The 18,585-nt window shown below is 51.7% G+C and carries 13 protein-coding genes; 6 read left to right on the forward strand and 7 right to left on the reverse strand.

The annotated features are described in order from the left end of the window. Positions 1–73: 73 nt before the first annotated feature. A complete protein-coding gene (locus tag AC5JMP_RS02055) occupies positions 74–1,888 on the forward strand; it encodes an N-acetylmuramoyl-L-alanine amidase (protein ID WP_495849760.1) in 1,815 nt (604 codons plus the stop codon). A 28-nt stretch (positions 1,889–1,916) separates the two neighbouring features. Next, the gene (locus AC5JMP_RS02060) at positions 1,917–2,492 is read left to right on the forward strand and encodes a Uma2 family endonuclease (RefSeq protein WP_495849761.1); all 576 of its coding nucleotides are present in this window, start codon (positions 1,917–1,919) and stop codon (positions 2,490–2,492) included. Positions 2,493–2,586: 94 nt separating this feature from the next. Here AC5JMP_RS02060 and aspS read toward each other — a convergent pair whose 3' ends face one another. The 3 genes from aspS to AC5JMP_RS02075 form a co-directional block, all read right to left on the reverse strand. Further along, the gene (aspS, locus tag AC5JMP_RS02065; RefSeq protein WP_495849762.1) at positions 2,587–4,374 is read right to left on the reverse strand and encodes an aspartate--tRNA ligase; all 1,788 of its coding nucleotides are present in this window, start codon (positions 4,372–4,374) and stop codon (positions 2,587–2,589) included. A gap of 326 nt (positions 4,375–4,700) precedes the next feature. After that, entirely contained in the window at positions 4,701–5,597 is an 897-nt protein-coding gene (locus AC5JMP_RS02070; RefSeq protein WP_495849763.1) for a M48 family metalloprotease, read from the reverse strand. A 401-nt stretch (positions 5,598–5,998) separates the two neighbouring features. After that, positions 5,999–6,313 (reverse strand): DUF3155 domain-containing protein, encoded by a 315-nt coding sequence (locus AC5JMP_RS02075; protein ID WP_495849764.1) that lies wholly within the window; start codon positions 6,311–6,313, stop codon positions 5,999–6,001. 328 nt (positions 6,314–6,641) lie between these two features. On the opposite strand from AC5JMP_RS02075, the gene AC5JMP_RS02080 reads away from it, so the two are divergent. Both AC5JMP_RS02080 and AC5JMP_RS02085 read left to right on the forward strand, forming a co-directional pair. Then, a complete protein-coding gene (locus AC5JMP_RS02080) occupies positions 6,642–8,267 on the forward strand; it encodes a GAF domain-containing sensor histidine kinase (RefSeq protein WP_495849765.1) in 1,626 nt (541 codons plus the stop codon). Positions 8,268–8,347: 80 nt separating this feature from the next. Continuing rightward, a complete protein-coding gene (locus AC5JMP_RS02085; RefSeq protein WP_495849766.1) occupies positions 8,348–9,583 on the forward strand; it encodes a DUF3747 domain-containing protein in 1,236 nt (411 codons plus the stop codon). 315 nt (positions 9,584–9,898) lie between these two features. On the opposite strand, the gene AC5JMP_RS02090 is transcribed toward AC5JMP_RS02085, so the two are convergent. Further along, complete coding sequence (locus AC5JMP_RS02090) at positions 9,899–10,075, reverse strand: hypothetical protein (protein ID WP_495849767.1); 177 nt, start codon at positions 10,073–10,075, stop codon at positions 9,899–9,901. A 205-nt stretch (positions 10,076–10,280) separates the two neighbouring features. On the opposite strand from AC5JMP_RS02090, the gene AC5JMP_RS02095 reads away from it, so the two are divergent. Continuing rightward, on the forward strand, positions 10,281–10,541 hold the full coding sequence (locus AC5JMP_RS02095; RefSeq protein ID WP_495849768.1) for a helix-turn-helix domain-containing protein: 261 nt from the start codon (positions 10,281–10,283) through the stop codon (positions 10,539–10,541). 17 nt (positions 10,542–10,558) lie between these two features. On the opposite strand, the gene AC5JMP_RS02100 is transcribed toward AC5JMP_RS02095, so the two are convergent. The 3 genes from AC5JMP_RS02100 to psaA form a co-directional block, all read right to left on the reverse strand. After that, positions 10,559–11,167, reverse strand: coding sequence for a DNA-3-methyladenine glycosylase family protein (locus tag AC5JMP_RS02100; RefSeq protein WP_495849769.1), 609 nt, complete (start codon positions 11,165–11,167; stop codon positions 10,559–10,561). A gap of 526 nt (positions 11,168–11,693) precedes the next feature. Further along, the gene (gene psaB / locus AC5JMP_RS02105) at positions 11,694–13,922 is read right to left on the reverse strand and encodes a photosystem I core protein PsaB (protein ID WP_495849770.1); all 2,229 of its coding nucleotides are present in this window, start codon (positions 13,920–13,922) and stop codon (positions 11,694–11,696) included. A gap of 120 nt (positions 13,923–14,042) precedes the next feature. Next, positions 14,043–16,310, reverse strand: coding sequence for a photosystem I core protein PsaA (psaA, locus tag AC5JMP_RS02110; RefSeq protein WP_495849771.1), 2,268 nt, complete (start codon positions 16,308–16,310; stop codon positions 14,043–14,045). A gap of 815 nt (positions 16,311–17,125) precedes the next feature. Between psaA and AC5JMP_RS02115 the strand changes: the two genes are divergently transcribed. Next, positions 17,126–18,364 carry a heparan-alpha-glucosaminide N-acetyltransferase domain-containing protein gene (locus AC5JMP_RS02115; protein WP_495849772.1) on the forward strand — a complete coding sequence of 413 codons (1,239 nt, stop codon included), beginning with the start codon at positions 17,126–17,128 and terminating at the stop codon, positions 18,362–18,364. The last annotated feature ends 221 nt before the right edge of the window (positions 18,365–18,585 follow it).

Genomic DNA, 18,585 nt, shown 5'->3' on the forward strand with positions numbered 1-18,585 from the left:
TTTAGAAGCCGCGCGGCTTCTAAAAAAATAACCCATACTTAACCAAGCGCAAAGCGCTGTAAGGCACGACCTCATGACTCACGGCTTGAAATGGATAGGATTCGGCAGTGGATTAATGATGGGTACGATCGGCATCACCTCAGCCGCTTGGGCAGAGCAGCCCCTTTTCGTTTCTTACCCACCCGATGGGCACGAAACCACCTCGGCTCAGATTTTTTTGATTGGCACGGCTCCGGCTCAAGGTGAAGTAACGGTCAATGGCATGGCGATCGATCGTAGCCCTGCTGGACATTTTGCCCCTAGTTTGCCGCTGCAAGTGGGCGAGAATCTGTTTACGCTGAAGTATCAAAATCAGGCTGTCACTCTGCGCGTCAAGCGGTTAGCGGATAGTGCTGCTGTGCCTGTAGGAACTTTTGCAGAAGGCTCTCTCACTCCTGCCGTTGATATAGCCCGCCTGCCCCGTGAGCCAATTTGCTTTGGAGCGATCGCCCCTCCCAATGCCCAGGTTGCCGTTACCCTTAACCAACAGACTATCCCGCTTTTTCCGCAGTCCAACATCTCAGAACTGCCCCCTAACTCTGCCGTTCTGACGCTGCAAAATCAGCCTACTCTGACCACAGCCCAAAGCTATCAAGGCTGCATCACGGGCGAACTCTGGTATGAGGCTGGTAACGTGGCGAGCAGCAGTGGAGGGAACCGTCTTACGAGCCTCGATTTGGGCTATCCGCTGTTTCAGCTTGCGCTCAATGGCGAAACAGTAAGGGAACAGGGCAAAGGCAAAGTCGAAATCCTGTCCCCCGCCACACTGCCCGTTGTGGAAGTGATTACCGAATCCGGCACGGCTCGTACAGGGGCCAGCACTGATTACTCCCGGCTCACGCCCTTACCTAAAGGTACTCGCGCGGCGGTGACTGCCCAAGAAGGCGAATGGCTGCGGCTCGACTACGGCGGCTGGATCAAGGCGGCTGAAACTCAGATTATTCCTAATGCCGTCTTGCCCCAAACCCTGATCCGTAGCGTCCGTGCTAGCCAAGAGGGCGACTGGACGGAAATTGCTTTTCCGCTCCAGGTTCCGGTGCCGCTGAGCGTGCAGCAGGGCGATCGCACCTTCACCCTCACCCTCTACAACACCACGGCTCAGACCGATATTATTGCCCTGGAAACCGATCCGGCGATCGCCCGACTCGACTGGCAACAAATCGCCCCTGGGCAGGTACAGTATACCTTTCAGCTTAAGACGCAGCCCTGGGGATACAAGCTGCGCTACGAAGGCACCACGCTGATTCTGTCGCTGAAGCATCTGCCCCAACTGACCCATCAGAAGCCCCTATCCGGTGTCAGTATCTTGCTTGACCCAGGGCATGGAGGGCCTGAAGATTTGGGGTCGCGAGGGCCGACGGGCTATCCCGAAAAGGATGTGACGCTGATCATGGCGAATTTGGTGCGCGATCGCCTGATTGCCCAGGGCGCAACGGTCTACATGACTCGTGAGGGGGATGTTGATTTGTATCCAAACGATCGCGCTAACCTGATTAATCAGATGGAGCCGACGATCGCGATTAGCCTCCACTACAACGCCTTACCCGACAGCGGTGATGCCCGAAACACTCGCGGTGTCAGCACATTTTGGTACAACACTCAGGCACATAGCCTTGCGGATTCTCTGCACAATATGTTAGTTACCCGTCTCGATCGCCCGTCCTATGGCATCTTTTGGGACAACCTGGCGCTCACCCGCCCTACGGTCGCTCCTGCCGTTTTGCTAGAGCTGGGCTTCATGACCAACCCTGAAGAGTTTGAGTGGATTACCAATCCTCAGGAGCAGGAGAAATTGGCGGATGCGATCGCGGAGGGAATCACACAATGGATAGAAGAGACAAGACATTAAAACTGATAGGTGAAAATCCATTAATCCTATGATGTCCCTCACGCTCAACGTTCCTGCCTCAGCAAAACTGACTGACGAGCAATTTTATGAGCTGTGTCAGATCAATCGTGACTTGAGAATCGAGCGTACTGCTATCGGAGAGTTGATCCTTATGCCGCCTACCGGAGGGGAAACGGGCAAACGTAACGCCAAGCTAACGGCTCGATTTGTCATTTGGAATGAACAGACTGAACTGGGCGAGGTTTTTGACTCCTCTACCTGCTTCACGCTTCCTAATGGAGCCAATCGATCGCCTGATGTTGCCTGGATTGCCCGCGAGCGCTGGAATACTCTCACGCCAGAGCAGAAGGAGAAATTTCCGCCCATCTGCCCAGATTTTGTGGTTGAACTCCGCTCTCCTAGCGATGCCCTCAAGCCCCTGCAAGACAAAATGCAGGAATATCTCGACAATGGCGCGCGCTTGGGTTGGCTCTTCAACTATCAAGACCGACAGGTTGAAATTTACAGGTCAAATCGCGAGAAGGAAGTTTTAGAAGCGCCAGTTACCTTGTCGGGTGAGGCAGTTCTGGCAGGGTTTTTCCTTAATCTTGAGTCGTTTTGGTAAGTTAAGCGGCGTTGCTAATTTTAGAGGTAAATTTTTGTGTGAGGGGGGCGCGGAGTGCCCCTCTCGAATTCATCCCCCGATTAAGCCATGCTAGTTAAGTCTTGGGCTTTTGAATTGTGGCGATATGCAGATCTTTAAGCTGCTTCCCATCGACCTCGGAGGGGGCATTGGTCAGCAGACAGCGGGCTTGCTGGGTTTTGGGGAAGGCGATCGCATCTCGAATCGATTCCTCACCTGCCAGCAGCATGACCAGTCGGTCTAGACCATAAGCGATTCCGGCGTGGGGAGGCGTGCCGTACTCAAAGGCTTCTAGCAAAAAGCCAAACTTGCTTTGGGCTTCTTCATCAGAAAGACCGATCGCCTCAAATACCTGCTTCTGAAGCTCAGTTTGATAAATCCGCAGACTGCCGCCGCCAATCTCGAAGCCATTAAACACAATGTCGTAAGCTTGGGCACGGGCAGTCTTCAGATCGTGCGCATCTTCTAGGAATGGCGAGGTAAACGGATGGTGCATGGCTTCTAGCCGCTGTTCATCGGCATTCCATTCAAACATGGGAAACTCTGTTACCCACAGCAGATTAATCTTTTCGGGATCGATGAGCTGGAGTTCACGGGCGACAAACTGACGGATGCGATCGAGTGTCTTGTTGACGGTAGGCGAGTCTCCGGCTCCAAACAGCAGCAGGTGTCCTTCGGTGGCTCCCGTGCGCTCTAGCAATGCCTGCTTATGCGCTTCGCTGAGATTATCTTTGATCGCGCCGATCGTATCTATTTCGCCGTTTTCGCGCACCCGGATATAGGCAAGTCCTTTGGCTCCGGCTTCGGCCGCCTCTCTGAATAAGTCGCCCCCTGGCTTAATCCGAACGTTAGAAATCGCCGCATTGCCGTCTGGAATCGGCAGCACTTTGACCACACCGCCGCTAGAAACTGCCCCTGAGAAGACCTTGAAGCCGGAGTCTTTCATCAAGTCCGAGACATCCACTAGCTCTAGTCCGTAGCGAGTGTCGGGCTTGTCGCAGCCGTATCGATCCATGGCTTCGGCATAGGTGAGACGGGGGAAGGGGGAGGGGAGGTCAATGCCTTTGACTTGCTTGAAGATATGGCAAACGAGCTTTTCGTTGAGGGCTAGCACCTCTTCCTGATCCATGAAGCTCATTTCCATGTCGAGCTGGGTGAATTCGGGCTGGCGATCGGCTCTCAAGTCCTCGTCTCGAAAGCAGCGAGCCACCTGGTAGTAGCGATCGAATCCTGACACCATTAGCAACTGCTTGAAGAGTTGGGGCGATTGGGGGAGGGCATAGAATTCGCCGGGATTGACGCGGCTAGGCACCAGATAATCTCTGGCTCCTTCGGGGGTCGATCGCGTCAGGATCGGGGTTTCGACTTCGATAAAGCCTTCTTGATCTTCCAGGAAACGACGGATGGCTTTGATCACCTGATGGCGAAGCTGCAAGTTGTGGCTCATGCGTTCGCGGCGCAAATCCAGGTAGCGATATTTCAGACGCAATTCTTCCCGCACAGACTCGGTTTCTGAGACAGAAATCTGGAAGGGAAGGGGCTTGCGGACGGCGTTGAGCAGCTCGATCTGATCGGCGTAGATTTCGACTTCGCCTGTGGGAATGCGGGGGTTAAGGGAGTCGGGGGGGCGCTGGGTAACGCGACCTGTGATTTTGACGACGTATTCGTTCCGCAAGTCTCCGGCAGGAAGGTAGGACTCTGGGGTGCGTTCGGGGTCGCTGACGATTTGGGAGATGCCGGAGCGATCGCGCAAGTCGATGAATATGACACCTCCATGATCCCGGCGGCGATCGACCCAACCAAACAGGGTGACGGTTTGTCCGACATGTTCGGCTCGAAGTTGACCGCAGTAGTGGGTACGCATAGAGGCTAATGGGATAGGGGATAGCTAGCTGTCAGCCCTATTCTATCTGGGGAAGGGTTGGGTTATGAAATAAAATCCTTTCCTTGCCTAAATTTGGGGTGGAGAGTTTGCCTGTAGGGGATGGACGGGCTGGGAAATAGCCAACAGCCTTGGGGGTCTCCCCCAAACCCCCGGCAGGGGACGGGTGCGTCCCCCACACCCCCTCCACATAAGGCACTAGATATGCGGCAGGGGGCGCTTTGCATGCGTGGGGCGATCGGGCGTAAATATACTGCGGCTTCCAAAACATCTACCCCTCTACCCCTTTACCAATAATTGACAGATCACTAGAAGCTCAGCGGCGACTCAGGTAGGTTGCTGCTAGATTGACCTGACAGCTCCTTTTCTATTCTCAATAAGTTCTCGATCCGGGCTTCTGTGGTGGGATGGGTGGAGAAGAGGTTGCCGAAGGTTTGCTTGGGTAAGGCATTGACGATTAGGAGCGGCTCGAAGGCGGGGTTGGCGGCGATCGGCATCTGACGGGCGCTGGCTTCGAGGCGCTGTAGGGCACGAGCTAGGGCGCGGGGGTTGCCTGTGATCCGGGCTGATCCGGCATCGGCTTCAAATTCGCGGGTGCGGGAGATCGCCATTTGGATGACGCTGGCGGCTAGGGGGGCTAGAAAAATGGTGGCGATTAGGGCGATCGGGTTGCTGTTGCCTTGGCGATCGTTCCGGGACATGCCGCCAAACATCGCGCCAAATTGCAGCACTTGTGCCAGGTAGGAAATGGCTCCAGCAACGGTGGCGGCAACGGCTTGGGTTAGGGTGTCACGGTTTTTGACATGGGTTAGCTCATGGGCAATGACGGCTTCTAGCTCGTCGCTGGGCAGCATATTGACGATGCCTTGGGTGACGGCAACGGCGGCGTGTTGCGGGTCACGTCCGGTGGCAAAGGCGTTTGCACCTTCGGTGGGAATTAAGTACAGCTTGGGCATGGGCAGTTCAGCGCGATCGCAGAGCTTCTTGACGCTGGCATACAGTTCGGGTGCGTCGGTAGGTTCTAGGGGTTGCGCCTGGTAGGCGGCAAGCGCAATTTTATCGGATGAGTACCAGGAAAATAAGTTCGTAACTGCCGCAAACACTAGCCCCATTAACGCGCCACTAGCTCCGCCCAAGTAGTAGCCAATCCCAACAAACAATCCGCTCAGCAGACCCAATAGCCCAATGGTTTTAATTTGGTTCATGACTCTTACTCCTAATTCCAGTGTTTCTATAGCGCTGTTCCGATATCTAAATTTTCGTATGCCTAAACTTTGTCGTTATAAATCTTAATACCAATAAATCCTAATACGTATAAAAACAGCAAAGCGAGGTCAAATCTGATCTCGCTCGCTGGGTCGAATATTCGATTCTTTCGATACCTAAGCAGCACACGTTACCTACGCTGTAAAACCTCAGATTTTGAACCAGCTCAGCTTTTCTCCATTCAATAATTCGACCTTTTTGTGGCGACCTATCTCAGTAAGACCTAAATGAGGCAGTATCGCTATCAAATAGTGATATCAATACATGGACGTTTAGAATACTAAAGAGGCAAATTTGAGACGGAGAATGAATCTGAACCAGTTCCTTATACCTGTGGAAACTAGCGAGCTGCAACTGCCAGAGTATCTGACTCTTCATCTTCTGGAACCCTTAAACTTGGGAACAGAAAATGATTTTCTTCAACATACTGCGCGCCAAATAGTCCCTTCTCTGCCCAGAAGTATCGATCCGTGGTATGCTCATTCCGCTTCACCAGCAAAAGTGCGGGTGGCGCAATGCCCTCAGATTGAATAAACTTACGGGCAGCAGTTACGGGCTTATCTTCACCGCTCTCAATGCTGTACTGAGGCACCAATTCCAGGATGCGGCGACCCTCTAATCGGCGACGACTTTTACGCTTACGTCTTCTTGCCAACCTAACCCACCTCCTAACGTGTCTATAGTGACCAAAACAGGCTCTCTGTAACCTTCGTTACAAAATCTAGACCGAGCAAAGTATACCGAGTTAAAAATTTAATTTCAACTTCATTTAAACTTTTGAAACAAAAGCTAAAGGCACCTTATATTACGTAGTGTAGACTACAAAGTCAAATTGTATAAGCTAGCGAAAAGTGCTGAATATTTTGTAGAGATGATTTTAAGGGCGATCGTAAAAAATTATTGCAGATTCGATCGCCCCATGCTACTAAGCCAACGTTACTAAGCCAACGTTTTTTGAAGCCAGGTTAACCTATCGCATGTTGATGCCCGCCAGTTCGGAATTTGTTGCACTTTGCCAGTCACAGGTTGCCTTGCTGACCCAGGGGCTGAAAGCGACCTTGAGTATTATTTATCTGACTGAAGAGTTGACGGAGGTCGCAGAGTCCAAAATGGTGCCTGTGGTGGCTTACCCAGAGGCTGTCGCGGGCTGGGGTGAGGAGCAAATTCTCTCTTTGCTGTCGCGGGGCAATTTGTCCTATGACAGCCGCTCCTACGGTGCCCACTCCTACGATAGCTACACGGGCAATGCTGAGGTGCGATCGCTCCAGCCCCATACTTCGCCTCAGTTTGCTCTGTTGCCTCCCTATTCTGGCTCCGACGATCGCGCTCGTGACTCTCACTATGACCCGCTTTCCTCAGAGCGTCCTTTAGAACCGACGGACAGATCTTTCTCACGTCAGCAGCAGGTTGTGCTGCCTATCATTCACGAGGAGGTTGTGATGGGTTTGCTGGTGACGGCAAGAGCCGATCGTGCCTGGACAGAAGCTGAACAAGAGCAGATCGAGCAAATTGCCAAGGCTTTGGCGCTGGGGTGTGTGCTAGATCAGCGATCGCAGTGGCTCCTGCAAGATTCGCGGCAGCAGCGTTTGCTTCGCGAGCAGCGCCGCGACTTGTTTGATAATCTGCTGCATCAGTTTCGCAATCCGTTGACTGCCATGCGCACGTTTGGCAAGCTGCTGACCAGAAGAATTCGCCCTGAAGATGCTAATCACACGGCGGCTGAGGGCATTGTGCGGGAGAGCGATCGCCTACAAGACCTGCTGAAAGAGTTTGATGCAGCCATCGATCTTGATGAAACCGATCTGCGGCGATTGCTTAGCGCGACCGATTCTGAAAGCCCTGATGCTACCCGTCCAGAGCTGACCCCGCGCTCTATGCCTTTGCTCAGCGCTGCCCTCGGCGATAATTTGCCGGATGGCGGCTCGTCTGGTAGCAGCTCGTCTGGCAGCGCCTCGCCCAATAAGCCGTCTAGCAATCATATCTTGCTCGGCACATCCATCCGTCTGGAAACTTGTTCGATCGCACAGGTGCTAAAGCCGATGCTGGAGTCGGTAAAAGCGATCGCTCAAGACCGACAGCTAGAACTCAATGCGGATATTCCCGACCTGCCCCCGGTGCAGATGGATGTCCGGGCGCTGCGGGAAGTGTTGAGTAATCTGCTTGATAACTCGCTCAAGTACACCCCTGCCAACGGGAAAATTGAGGTGAGGGTGCACCGATTCTCAACGGCTTTGGGTCATCGGCAGGCGATCGCTATCTTTGACAATGGGCCAGGTATTCCTCCTCAAGATTTAGAGCGTCTGTTTGAGCGTCACTATCGAGGGGTACAGGCAGCGACTGATATTCCAGGGTCGGGGATAGGGTTGGCGATCGCTCGCGAGTTGGTTCTGCAAATGCAGGGCGAAATCGAGATCTTTAGTCCTGCTGCCACCTGCGCATTGACGCAGCCCAGTAGCTTAGCTAATGATGGGGATGAGCCGATCGCTCCCCAATCTCTTAACCAGTCTCCCAGTCAAGCCCCCAGTCAAGCTCCCAGTCAAGATTCCAGTCAAGCTCCTGGCACTGCGGTAGTGGTTTATTTGCCCGAAGCGCCTGCGGTTGACTTCTGATCGACTGACCGCTAAGCTTCTCAAGGCTGAGGAGTCATCTATTCACTTTCAATTGCCAAATTGCTGGAATTTCTCACTGTATGAACCTGCTGATTCAACGCCTAACTGCGGTTGCCGTCGCCACCTTGAGCACCGCCTGGACAGCCTCTTACGCCCTTGCCGCTGGATTTGGACAACAAGAAGTTGAGCAAAGCCGTTTCATTGCGATCGCTGCTCCCTACTCCGGTGGAACAGCTCACCAGCTCTTGATTCTGGAGCAGGTAAAGGACACACGCCCCTGCTGGAATGTTTTGGGGGGCACCCCGATTATTGTTGATCCGGTGTTGCGGACTTTTGACTTCAACGGGATCTGTGGACGCAGCATCGATGCCAACGGCTACTCGATTCGAGTCAATGGTCAAGACTTGGCTCTGGCCTATAGCGTTCGCGTGATTCGCCGCAACCAAAATCTAGTGCTAGTGGGCGATCCGCTCGGCTGCTACAATCCCGATCGCAGTAAATGCCCCAACCCCGAATTTGATATTGGTCATGCTAACGGACTGAGTGCTGACTTTACTGAGATTAGGCTCAATCCGGGCTGGCGATTTACTCGCCGTGTGCTGGACGATCGCCCCTTAGGGCATATCTATCTCACCTATGAGGGCACTTTCCCTCCTAGCCCGATTGCCTATGCGCCCGTGCCGACTCCTGTACCGCCGCCTAACCCCAACACGCTGACCTTCAGGGATGTGGGCGGCGATACTTACGCCACCGAAATTCAGCAAGCCGTTCAGCTCGGCTTTATTGCTGGGTTTGAGGACGGTACGTTTCGTCCCCAGCGATCGCTCACCCGTGAGCAGTTGGTATCTATGGCGTTAGAGTCCTTGAAGACGCTGCCGGGAGTCACCTTGACTGTACCTAGCACTGCGGCATCTGCCCCCTATGGCGATGTGGAAATGACTCGCTGGAGCGCCGCCAAGATTGAATTTGCCCGCCGCAACAACATCGTTAGCGGTTACGAAGATGGCACCTTCCGTCCGACCAATCCCGTCACCCGTGCCGAGATGATGGCGATCTTGAGCCGCACTGCCGAATATGGGCGATCGCTCCGTCAACTGAGTCCTGATCTACCCTCTACCCAAGCCCCTCAGCCGTTTACCGATATTTCAGGGCACTGGGGCGAAGCTCTGATCAGCGCCATGTCTACCTATTGCGGCGTAGCTTCGCCCTACAACGAGATCGGCACCAACTTTGCCCCTAATGCGGAAGCTCAGCGCAACTATGCAGCGGCGGCAACGTTGAGAATGCTTAACTGTGTGACAACTGCTCCCCAGTAAGGGCACGGTTTTGAGCAAGAAGTGCGGTTGTTTTAGCTGAAAAGACGATCGACTGAGCAAAAAGCGAGATTTCTCTCGCTGTAAGTAATGCTGATTTAAACGAATTTGTGGGCACATCGAACCTCAGAAGGGGCTTGGCATTGCCAAGCCCATACCGGGATCTGTCGTGGTTCTAATTCAAACTGGTATAAGATCAATTGAACACAAAGCCAGAGTTTTCTGCTTCAAACCGAAAGTTTCGAGTTGTGAGGCTGGAGAATGAGGGTTGAAAGGCGATCGTGGTTGTTTTGAGGGCGGAAGCCGCTGACTTTACCTCTAGCCCTCTCCCCCATCAAACATCACCTCATATCGTGCTTGGGGATGGAGCTGCCGCAAAACTTGGGCATAGCCCTCAGCATCCGAGAATCTGTAAAACCGAGCCACATAGACATGCCGCAAATTCGGCAACATCCGCACGACAATCCATCGCTTGATGCGACGTTCATAGGTCATAATAAATTGTCTCCATTGCAAGTTGGAGCTAGAGCCAGTGCAGAACTTTCCAGGGGACGCACTGGCTTGCTAGTTGGTTAAATATTATCACACAGTTCGACCATGTACTAAAAAAGTTAAACATTGGTCTACTGCTGATTATTTATGTACCTCCAGCTCTTATTTGTGTAGGCACAAGCTTAATAATCTCTGTGAGATTCAGAAATTGACCGTCCGCTGGCGACTAAGAGAAGTAATGGCAAGGCAGCGTATGACCAACAAACGCTTAGCCGAACTTATTGGTGTTCACCCAAATGCCATCTCATCTCTCAAAAATCAAGACAAAATGCCGCGCATCGGTGGAGATATGCTCAATGCGCTCTGCACCCATCTAAACTGCACACCCTTCGACCTGATTGAGTATGCGCCCGATCGCCCCACCTTAGACCCAGAAACTTTGTCCTCTACAGTTCATGACGAGATTTAGACGAGGGCTGCTATCCCTCAGTCTAAACTGCGCCAAAGATACCAGGAGGCGATCGTCTGGTAAGGCTTCCAGACTTGTCCAATTCGCTCAACGGTTTTCTTATCTGGCAATTCTTCCAGCCCATAAAGCTTGCGGATAGCTGAGCGAATGCCCAAATCATCGACAGGCAAAACGTCCCAGCGGTGCAGACGAAAAATCAGCAGCATTTGCACTGTCCAACGCCCAATGCCTTTAACCTGCGTCAGTAACTGAATGATTGACTCATTGTCTAGAGTTTCTAGGTGAGCGATCGGCGGCAGCCCCACCTGGATTCTTTGCGCCAAGTCTTTGATGTACAGCACTTTGGAGCGGGACAGCCCTACACTCCGAAGAGTCTCATCTGAGGTACTGAGGATGGCTTCTGCGGTAAGCAAATTAAGTTCAGGGTAAAGCTGAAGAAAGCGGCGATGAATTGCGGCAGCTGCCTTGCCAGAAAGCTGCTGATAAATAATAGACCTTGCCAGAGCGTCAAGCAGTTCACCTTGGTGCGGCTCCTGATTCAACGTGCAGTTTCCTACGCGATCGATCACTGTTCCCAAGATCGGATCAGCTTGCTTGAGAGTAGTTTGGGCGATCGAATAATCCATACCTATACTTATCCTCTCAATGGGTACGGCACCGTACGAACCAACGACTTACAGTTCGATAACCTGATGGAGGCAAAACAGGTAGCGATTACTTCATATTAGGCGGTGTCTGGGGCGCTTCCTACGTTGAAAATAGCTATGCAGTCATCCAAGATTGAAACCCAGTAAATGAATTGAAGTGAAAGGCAAAATTAGCCGATATGATCTGAAGCACACTTCAGTATCTTTGGCGCTAGCGCCAAAGATACTGAAATTTATTACATAGACGCGTTTGGCAACAGAGATCAGATTGGTATTGTTCAAAACTTATACTAATTTAAGACCCAAACAGGGCAGATGATTTTCGAGAGCCGCGCGGAGCGCGGCTCTCGAAAATCATCTGCTGCCTCATCAATTTAAATTGGTATTAGTAAATGCTCAATTAAACGCCGACTTCAAGTTCATCGATTAACTCAATACTTAGCCCCGTAAAAAAGTCCCCTGCTTTTCAGCAGGGGACTTCATTCATCTATTCAACACTGACCGATCAACCGTATCGACTTGCTGTCGAAGCGATCAAGAAGGCAGCGTAGGTTAAGACATAGCCGATCGTAAAGTGAGCTAAGCCAACCACGCGACCTTGAACGATCGACATCGCCACAGGCTTATCCTTCCAACGAACCAAGTTCGCCAGCGGAGTCCGCTCATGTGCCCAAACGATCGTTTCGATTAGCTCCTGCCAATAACCTCTCCAAGAGATCAGGAACATGAAGCCCGTCGCCCAAACCAAGTGTCCAAATAGGAACATCCAAGCCCAGACCGCCAGGTTATTCATGCCATAGGGGTTGTACCCGTTGATCAACTGCGAAGAGTTGAGCCAGAGGTAGTCCCGCAGCCAGCCCATGATCGTCACTGAAGACTCATTGAACTGAGCCACGTTGCCGCTCCAGACCGCCAGGTGTTTCCAATGCCAGTAGAAGGTGACCCAACCTAAAGTGTTCAGCATCCAGAACATGGCGAGGTAGAAGGAATCCCAAGCTGAGATATCGCAAGTACCACCACGACCGGGACCATCACAAGGGAAGGCATAGCCAAAGTCTTTCTTATCGGGCATCAGCTTGGAGCCACGAGCATCCAACGCACCCTTAACCAAGATTAAGGTGGTGGTGTGTAGACCCAGAGCGATCGCATGGTGAACCAAGAAGTCGCCAGGTCCAATGGTCAAGAACAAAGAGTTCTTGCCGCTGTTGATGGCATCTAGCCAGCCAGCCAGCCACACGTTGCCGTGATTGGGCCAAGCCGTCGAAGCAATGCTGTCAGGGTTTGAGAGCAATGTATCAAAGCCATACAGCAGCTTGCCATGGGAAGCTTGAATAAACTGTGCGAACACAGGCTCAATCAAGATTTGCTTCTCAGGCGTACCAAAGGCCTGCATCACGTCGTTGTGGACGTAGATACCCAGCGTATGGAAGCCCAAGAACAGAGATACCCAGCTCAAGTGAGAGATGATTGCCTCTTTGTGGTTCAGAACGCGATCGAGCACGTTGCCCTTGTTCTGAGCCGGATCGTAATCCCGCACCAAGAAAATCGCGCCGTGAGCAAACGCCCCCACCATAATGAAACCAGCAATGTACTGGTGATGGGTGTAAAGCGCCGCCTGAGTCGTGTAATCCCGTGCCATAAAGGCATAAGGAGGCAGCGAGTACATGTGCTGAGCCACTAAAGACGTGATTACGCCCAGCGCAGCCAATGCCAGTGCCAACTGGAAATGCAGCGAATTGTTCAGAGTGTCGTACAGACCTTGGTGAGGCAGGTTGAACTGACCTTCACTCTTGGCGCTGAGCAGACCCTTCTTAGAATCCAGCATTTCTTTGATGCTGTGACCAATACCAAAGTTGGTGCGGTACATGTGACCCGCAATGATGAACAGAACGGCGATCGCCAGATGGTGATGCGCAATATCCGTCAACCACAGCGACTCAGTTTGAGGATGGAAGCCACCCAAGAAAGTGAGAATTGCAGTTCCAGCGCCCTGAGAGGTGCCAAAAATATGGTTCGCACTATCCGGATTTTGGGCATACACGCCCCAATTTCCGGTAAAGAAGGGCATCAAACCTTCAGGATGAGGCTTCACCGATAGGAAGTTGTCCCAGCCCACATGCACACCCCGCGATTCGGGAATGGCAACGTGAACCATGTGCCCTGTCCAAGCCAAAGAGCTAACGCCAAATAGACCCGCTAGGTGGTGGTTAAGGCGAGACTCTGCATTCTTAAACCAGGACAAGCTAGGGCGAAACTTCGGCTGAAGGTGCAGCCAGCCTGCAAACAGCATCACTGCCGCCAGGAATAGCAAGAAGATAGAGCCTTGGTACAGGTCAGCATTCGTCCGCATCCCCTGGGTGTACCACCAGTGGTAGACACCAGAATAAGCAATGTTGACAGGGTTAGAAGCACCTGCACGGGTGAAGGCATCTACCGCTGCTTGACCGAAGTGAGGATCCCAAATCGCATGGGCGATCGGGCGAACGTTCAGAGGGTCTTTAATCCACTGTTCAAAGTTACCTTGCCAGGCGACGTGGAATAGGTTGCCGGAAGTCCACAAGAAGATGATTGCTATATGACCGAAGTGGGAAGCAAAAATCTTTTGGTAAAGATTCTCTTCCGTCATGCCGTCATGGCTTTCAAAGTCGTGGGCGGTGGCAATCCCATACCAGATCCGACGCGTGGTCGGGTCCTGAGCCAAATCCTGGCTAAATTTTGGGAATTTTGTTGCCATAAGTCCTAATTGAAGTTCTCAATTAGCGATCGCCTCTCGCCTAATTTCCCTGAGTTAGATAAAGGGCATAGATTAACCTATGCCCACACTTAATCTAGAGAGATTAGCGATCAGCCAACGCTAGCCTACTGCAATAATCCGAGCCAGGAAGAACGCCCAGGTGGTCGCAATTCCTCCAAGCAAGAAGTGAGCAACCCCCACCGCACGACCCTGAATGATGCTCAGAGCGCGAGGTTGGATTGCAGGAGACACCCTCAGCTTACTGTGGGCCCAAACGATCGATTCGATCAGCTCTTGCCAATAGCCCCGACCGCTGAACAAGAACATCAGGCTGAACGCCCAGATGAAGTGTGCGCCTAAGAACATTAGACCGTAAGCCGAAAGTGCCGATCCATAAGAGCCAATCACTTGAGCCGCCTGTGCCCAGAGGAAGTCACGCAGCCAGCCGTTAATCGTAATGGCACTTTGAGCAAAGTTTCCGCCCGTAATGTGCGTCACCGTACCATCCGAGCCAACCGTGCCCCAGACATCTGACTGCATCTTCCAGCTAAAGTGGAAAATTACAACCGAGATGGCATTGTACATCCAGAACAGACCGAGGAAGACGTGATCCCAACCAGAAACCTGGCAGGTGCCACCCCGACCGGGGCCATCACAAGGGAAGCGGAAGCCCAGATTAGCTTTGTCTGGGATCAGACGAGAGCTACGGGCATACAGCACACCCTTTAGCAGAATCAAAACCGTGACGTGAATCGTGAAGGCATGGATGTGGTGAACCATGAAATCTGCCGTGCCTAGGGCGATCGGCATCATAGCCACCTTACCGCCGACTGCAACCACACCGCCGCCAAAAGCATAGCTAGCGGGAGCGATCGCATTCGGAGCCGTTGCGCCTGGTGCCAGCGTATGCAGATTTTGAATCCACTGAGCAAACACAGGCTGGAGCTGAATCGCCGTATCCGAGAACATGTCTTGAGGGCGACCCAAAGCACTCATCGTGTCGTTGTGAATGTATAGACCAAAGCTATGGAAGCCCAAGAAAATACAGACCCAGTTGAGGTGAGAAATCAACGCATCTCGCTGACGCAAAACGCGATCGAGCAAGTTATTGACGTTTTGAGCCGGATCGTAATCCCGCACCATGAAGATCGCGCCGTGAGCAGACGCACCCACAATCAGAAAGCCGCCAATCCACATGTGGTGAGTAAACAGCGAAATCTGAGTAGGATAATCAGTCGCCATGTACGGATAGGGAGGCATGGCGTACATATGCTGAGCCACAATGATCGTGACCGAACCCAACATCGCCAGGTTAATAGCGAGCTGTGCATGCCAGGAGGTCGTCAAGATTTCGTAGAGACCCTTGTGACCTTCACCCGTAAACGGACCTTTGTGAGCTTCCAAGATCTGCTTCATGCTGTGACCGATACCCCAGTTGGTACGGTACATGTGACCCGCAATGATAAATAGCACCGCCAAAGCCAAATGGTGATGCGCTGTATCAGAGAGCCACAGACCACCCGTTACCGGATTCAGGCCACCTTTGAAGGTGAGGAAATCAGCGTATGCGCCCCAGTTCAACGTGAAAAAGGGAATTAAGCCGCTAGGGAAGCCCCAATCCACACTGGGATAGAGATCCGTCATCAAACTGGGGTTGAGAATAAACTCATGCGGCAACGGAATGTCCTTAATGGCGACACCCGCATCCATCAGCTTGTTAATTGGCAGAGAGACGTGAATCTGGTGCCCTGCCCATCCGAGGCAGCCCAGACCCAGCAATCCAGCCAAGTGATGGTTCATCATTGATTCCACATTCTGGAACCACTCCAGTTTTGGAGCAGCCTTGTGGTAGTGGAACCAGCCGGCGAACAGCATCAGACCCGCCATTACTAGACCGCCGATCGCGGTGCAGTAAAGCTGGTAGGTATTGGTAAACCCGGAAGCTCTCCACAGTTGAAACAGTCCAGACGTAATCTGGATTCCGTGAAAGCCGCCGCCAACATCTGCATTCAAAATTTCTTGACCAAAAATGGGCCAAACCACCTGAGCACTAGGCTTAATGCTGAGGGGATCTGCCAGCCAAGATTCGTAATTTGAAAATTTAGCGCCATGAAAGTACATGCCGCTGAGCCAGACAAACACAACGGCCAAATGACCAAAGTGAGCGCTGAAAATTTTACGGGATATGTCTTCTAAATCACTGGTGTGGCTATCAAAATCGTGGGCATCAGCGTGAAGGTTCCAGATCCAGGTCGTTGTTTTCGGACCCTTAGCTAGCGTGCGATCGAAGTGACCTGGCTGAGCCCACTTCTCAAAAGAAGTAGGTACCGGATCTCTGTCTACCACAACTTTTACCTTTTCCGACTGCCCGCGTGGGGTAGTTGTCATTCGAGACTCTCCTCTCTAGACAAGGACGAGATAAATCCTATTCCCAAACCGCCTAAGTTCGCGTCTAACAGCAGCGTTTTTCTAAAAACGTATCAGATGATAGCGACTTACCAAGCAGGCTTCAGACTCAGGGGGGAGCGTCGATCAGTCTGAAGCCTACATTGGCTCTCGAAAAAACGGGTTGCAGTTAACCGCCTGTGAGATTCTGGATTAGGTCTTAAGAACAGATCCAAGATTTCTCAGCGCAACATCAACGGCTTGGGGAGGTACTGACGAGCATTATAGATCTGTAATCCGGTCGAACTCAGCGCAGGTTTACAATAATTCAAAATTCAAAGCCTTTATCCGTCTGCTTTTCACGCTCAGCCATCAGCAAATAAAGTGCCTAGTACTCCATACTTTTTACAAATCGAAATATTTGACATTGATAATATAGCCCTACGTAATTGAGTTTAGGACGAGTTATTTTTTGAGAGCCGCGCGGAGCGCGGCTCTCAAAAAATAACTCATTGGATCTAAGCGCGTAGCGCTATAGAAATCCCTTGAACAGACAATATCCTGCGGGGCTTCGCGAAGAGGGAGAATCAGAAGCCATTGGCTTCACCAAAGGTGGATTGAGTACCAAGATTCAGGTGGCAACGGATGCACTAGGTAATTTCATGAGCTTCCGCCTTACAATTATCAACCCCCTGATGAAGAGTTTATAGATAGCTGCATCCTGGCTTGAGGCTAGGCTAGGATAGCCACGATGTCATCAGTTTGAAAGTCATCAGTTTGAAACTTTGGGTCAGCCTATCAAAGTCACCTCACTACATATGACGCGATATATGACGCGATCGAATGCCGATACAGCCGACAAGGGCAAAGTTCAAGGGCACTGGAGAGAACTTGATGTCTTACGAGGCATTGCCGCTGTCATGATGATCGCCAATCACGTTGGCGTTAAGTTTCTCAGTCCTCAACATACTGAAAGCGGCCTCACAGAAGCAGTGCTCTTTGTCGGCAGTTTCGCACCCGTAATGTTTTTCTTTATCACAGGTGTGGGGGCTGGGATTCAGTCCGGTCAGAAAAAACAAGCAAGCCGCTGGTTTAGCGTCATTAACAAAGTTGGGATTCTAGTGCTGGCTGATTTCTTGATGGCATGGAGCGGAGGCAGCTGGTGGCGACTTGATTTCTTAAGTTTCATTGGTCTATGTATATTGATCTTGGAATGTGTTAGAAATTCAAAATCACCTGTTGTGGCTAGTGCAGTTGGCTTGGGTGCAGTTTCCTTACTGCGCTATCTGATTGGACCGATCGCCCATGAGTTTGGCTATGATCAGCAAATCTGGGGTTTAAGCTTTCTGCTGGGAACTGAGATTACGCCAGGTGTTTCCTATCCTTTGGCTCCGTGGCTTGCCTATCCATTCCTGGGATATTTGGTAGGTGTTGCGATCGATCGTTTCAGGTCTAGGGTTGAGGAGCAGCGATGGAGGGCAGCTCTAGGTCTGCTGGCGGTAGCGATCGTACCAGGAATAATTGCTGTGTATCTGGCGCTCAAAGGAGCCGTTTTCTTCCGGTGGGGAACGGTGAGCCTAGCATTTTATATCATTAGCTTTACTGCCCTTGCAGTCTGTGTTGCTTTTTCACTCATGCTTTGTAGCAATCTCTGCCCCCAATTTGGGCCTCGGTTCTTGTCGCTAAAGGGCATTAGCTCCCTTGCTATCGTTCCTATCCATTACTTCCTCATTGACACAGGGTTTTGGCTAGGACTGCGAGCAATTCAGCCTGCGGCATATTATTGGGTGATGATCGCCATCCTTGCCCTCAGCTTTTTTCTTGCTGCTCGGATGGATAGAATCGGCAGTGCAGTCCGGCAAATCTCTGAGCAAGGGCTGATTCGCAGCTGTCTCTTAGGCTTGCTAACTGCTTCTGCACTCATTATCTTAGTCACCCACCAAACTCACCCGCCCACAGCAATGGTTGCTAAGACAATCGGACAACTGGCTCTATGTCTACTGTTTGTTCTACCGTCTGCTTTAATGCCCTTGCCGCTATCTAGAGCTAAGGCGTAAGTATCGGTGTTTCAGTCGGTATTTCACAAGACAGCTCCGCTTGTTTCTCAGACTAAATGGGAACTTTATGGTCAATCCACTACTAATTCTGCATAGCCTCTCTCCTCCTTCAAACCCTGCTATGGAGCGCTGTACCTTTAGCCTGGAGATATTAGGTAAGGTCTGCTAGGGTGCAAGTTAAGCTTTGTTAATGTGAGAACTTTGAGTGCAATGCTCTGCCG

The sequence above is a fragment of the Drouetiella sp. genome (genome assembly GCF_059504425.1).

Bases quoted from the DNA above. Each gene is read 5' to 3' on its own strand.
- AC5JMP_RS02055 (WP_495849760.1), top strand. From the start codon at position 74: ATGACTCACGGCTTGAAATGGATAGGATTCGGCAGTGGATTAATGATG.
- AC5JMP_RS02060 (WP_495849761.1), top strand. From the start codon at position 1,917: ATGATGTCCCTCACGCTCAACGTTCCTGCCTCAGCAAAACTGACTGAC.
- aspS (WP_495849762.1), bottom strand. From the start codon at position 4,374: ATGCGTACCCACTACTGCGGTCAACTTCGAGCCGAACATGTCGGACAA.
- AC5JMP_RS02070 (WP_495849763.1), bottom strand. From the start codon at position 5,597: ATGAACCAAATTAAAACCATTGGGCTATTGGGTCTGCTGAGCGGATTG.
- AC5JMP_RS02080 (WP_495849765.1), top strand. From the start codon at position 6,642: ATGCCCGCCAGTTCGGAATTTGTTGCACTTTGCCAGTCACAGGTTGCC.
- AC5JMP_RS02085 (WP_495849766.1), top strand. From the start codon at position 8,348: ATGAACCTGCTGATTCAACGCCTAACTGCGGTTGCCGTCGCCACCTTG.
- AC5JMP_RS02090 (WP_495849767.1), bottom strand. From the start codon at position 10,075: ATGACCTATGAACGTCGCATCAAGCGATGGATTGTCGTGCGGATGTTG.
- AC5JMP_RS02100 (WP_495849769.1), bottom strand. From the start codon at position 11,167: ATGGATTATTCGATCGCCCAAACTACTCTCAAGCAAGCTGATCCGATC.
- psaB (WP_495849770.1), bottom strand. From the start codon at position 13,922: ATGGCAACAAAATTCCCAAAATTTAGCCAGGATTTGGCTCAGGACCCG.
- psaA (WP_495849771.1), bottom strand. From the start codon at position 16,310: ATGACAACTACCCCACGCGGGCAGTCGGAAAAGGTAAAAGTTGTGGTA.
- AC5JMP_RS02115 (WP_495849772.1), top strand. From the start codon at position 17,126: ATGACGCGATATATGACGCGATCGAATGCCGATACAGCCGACAAGGGC.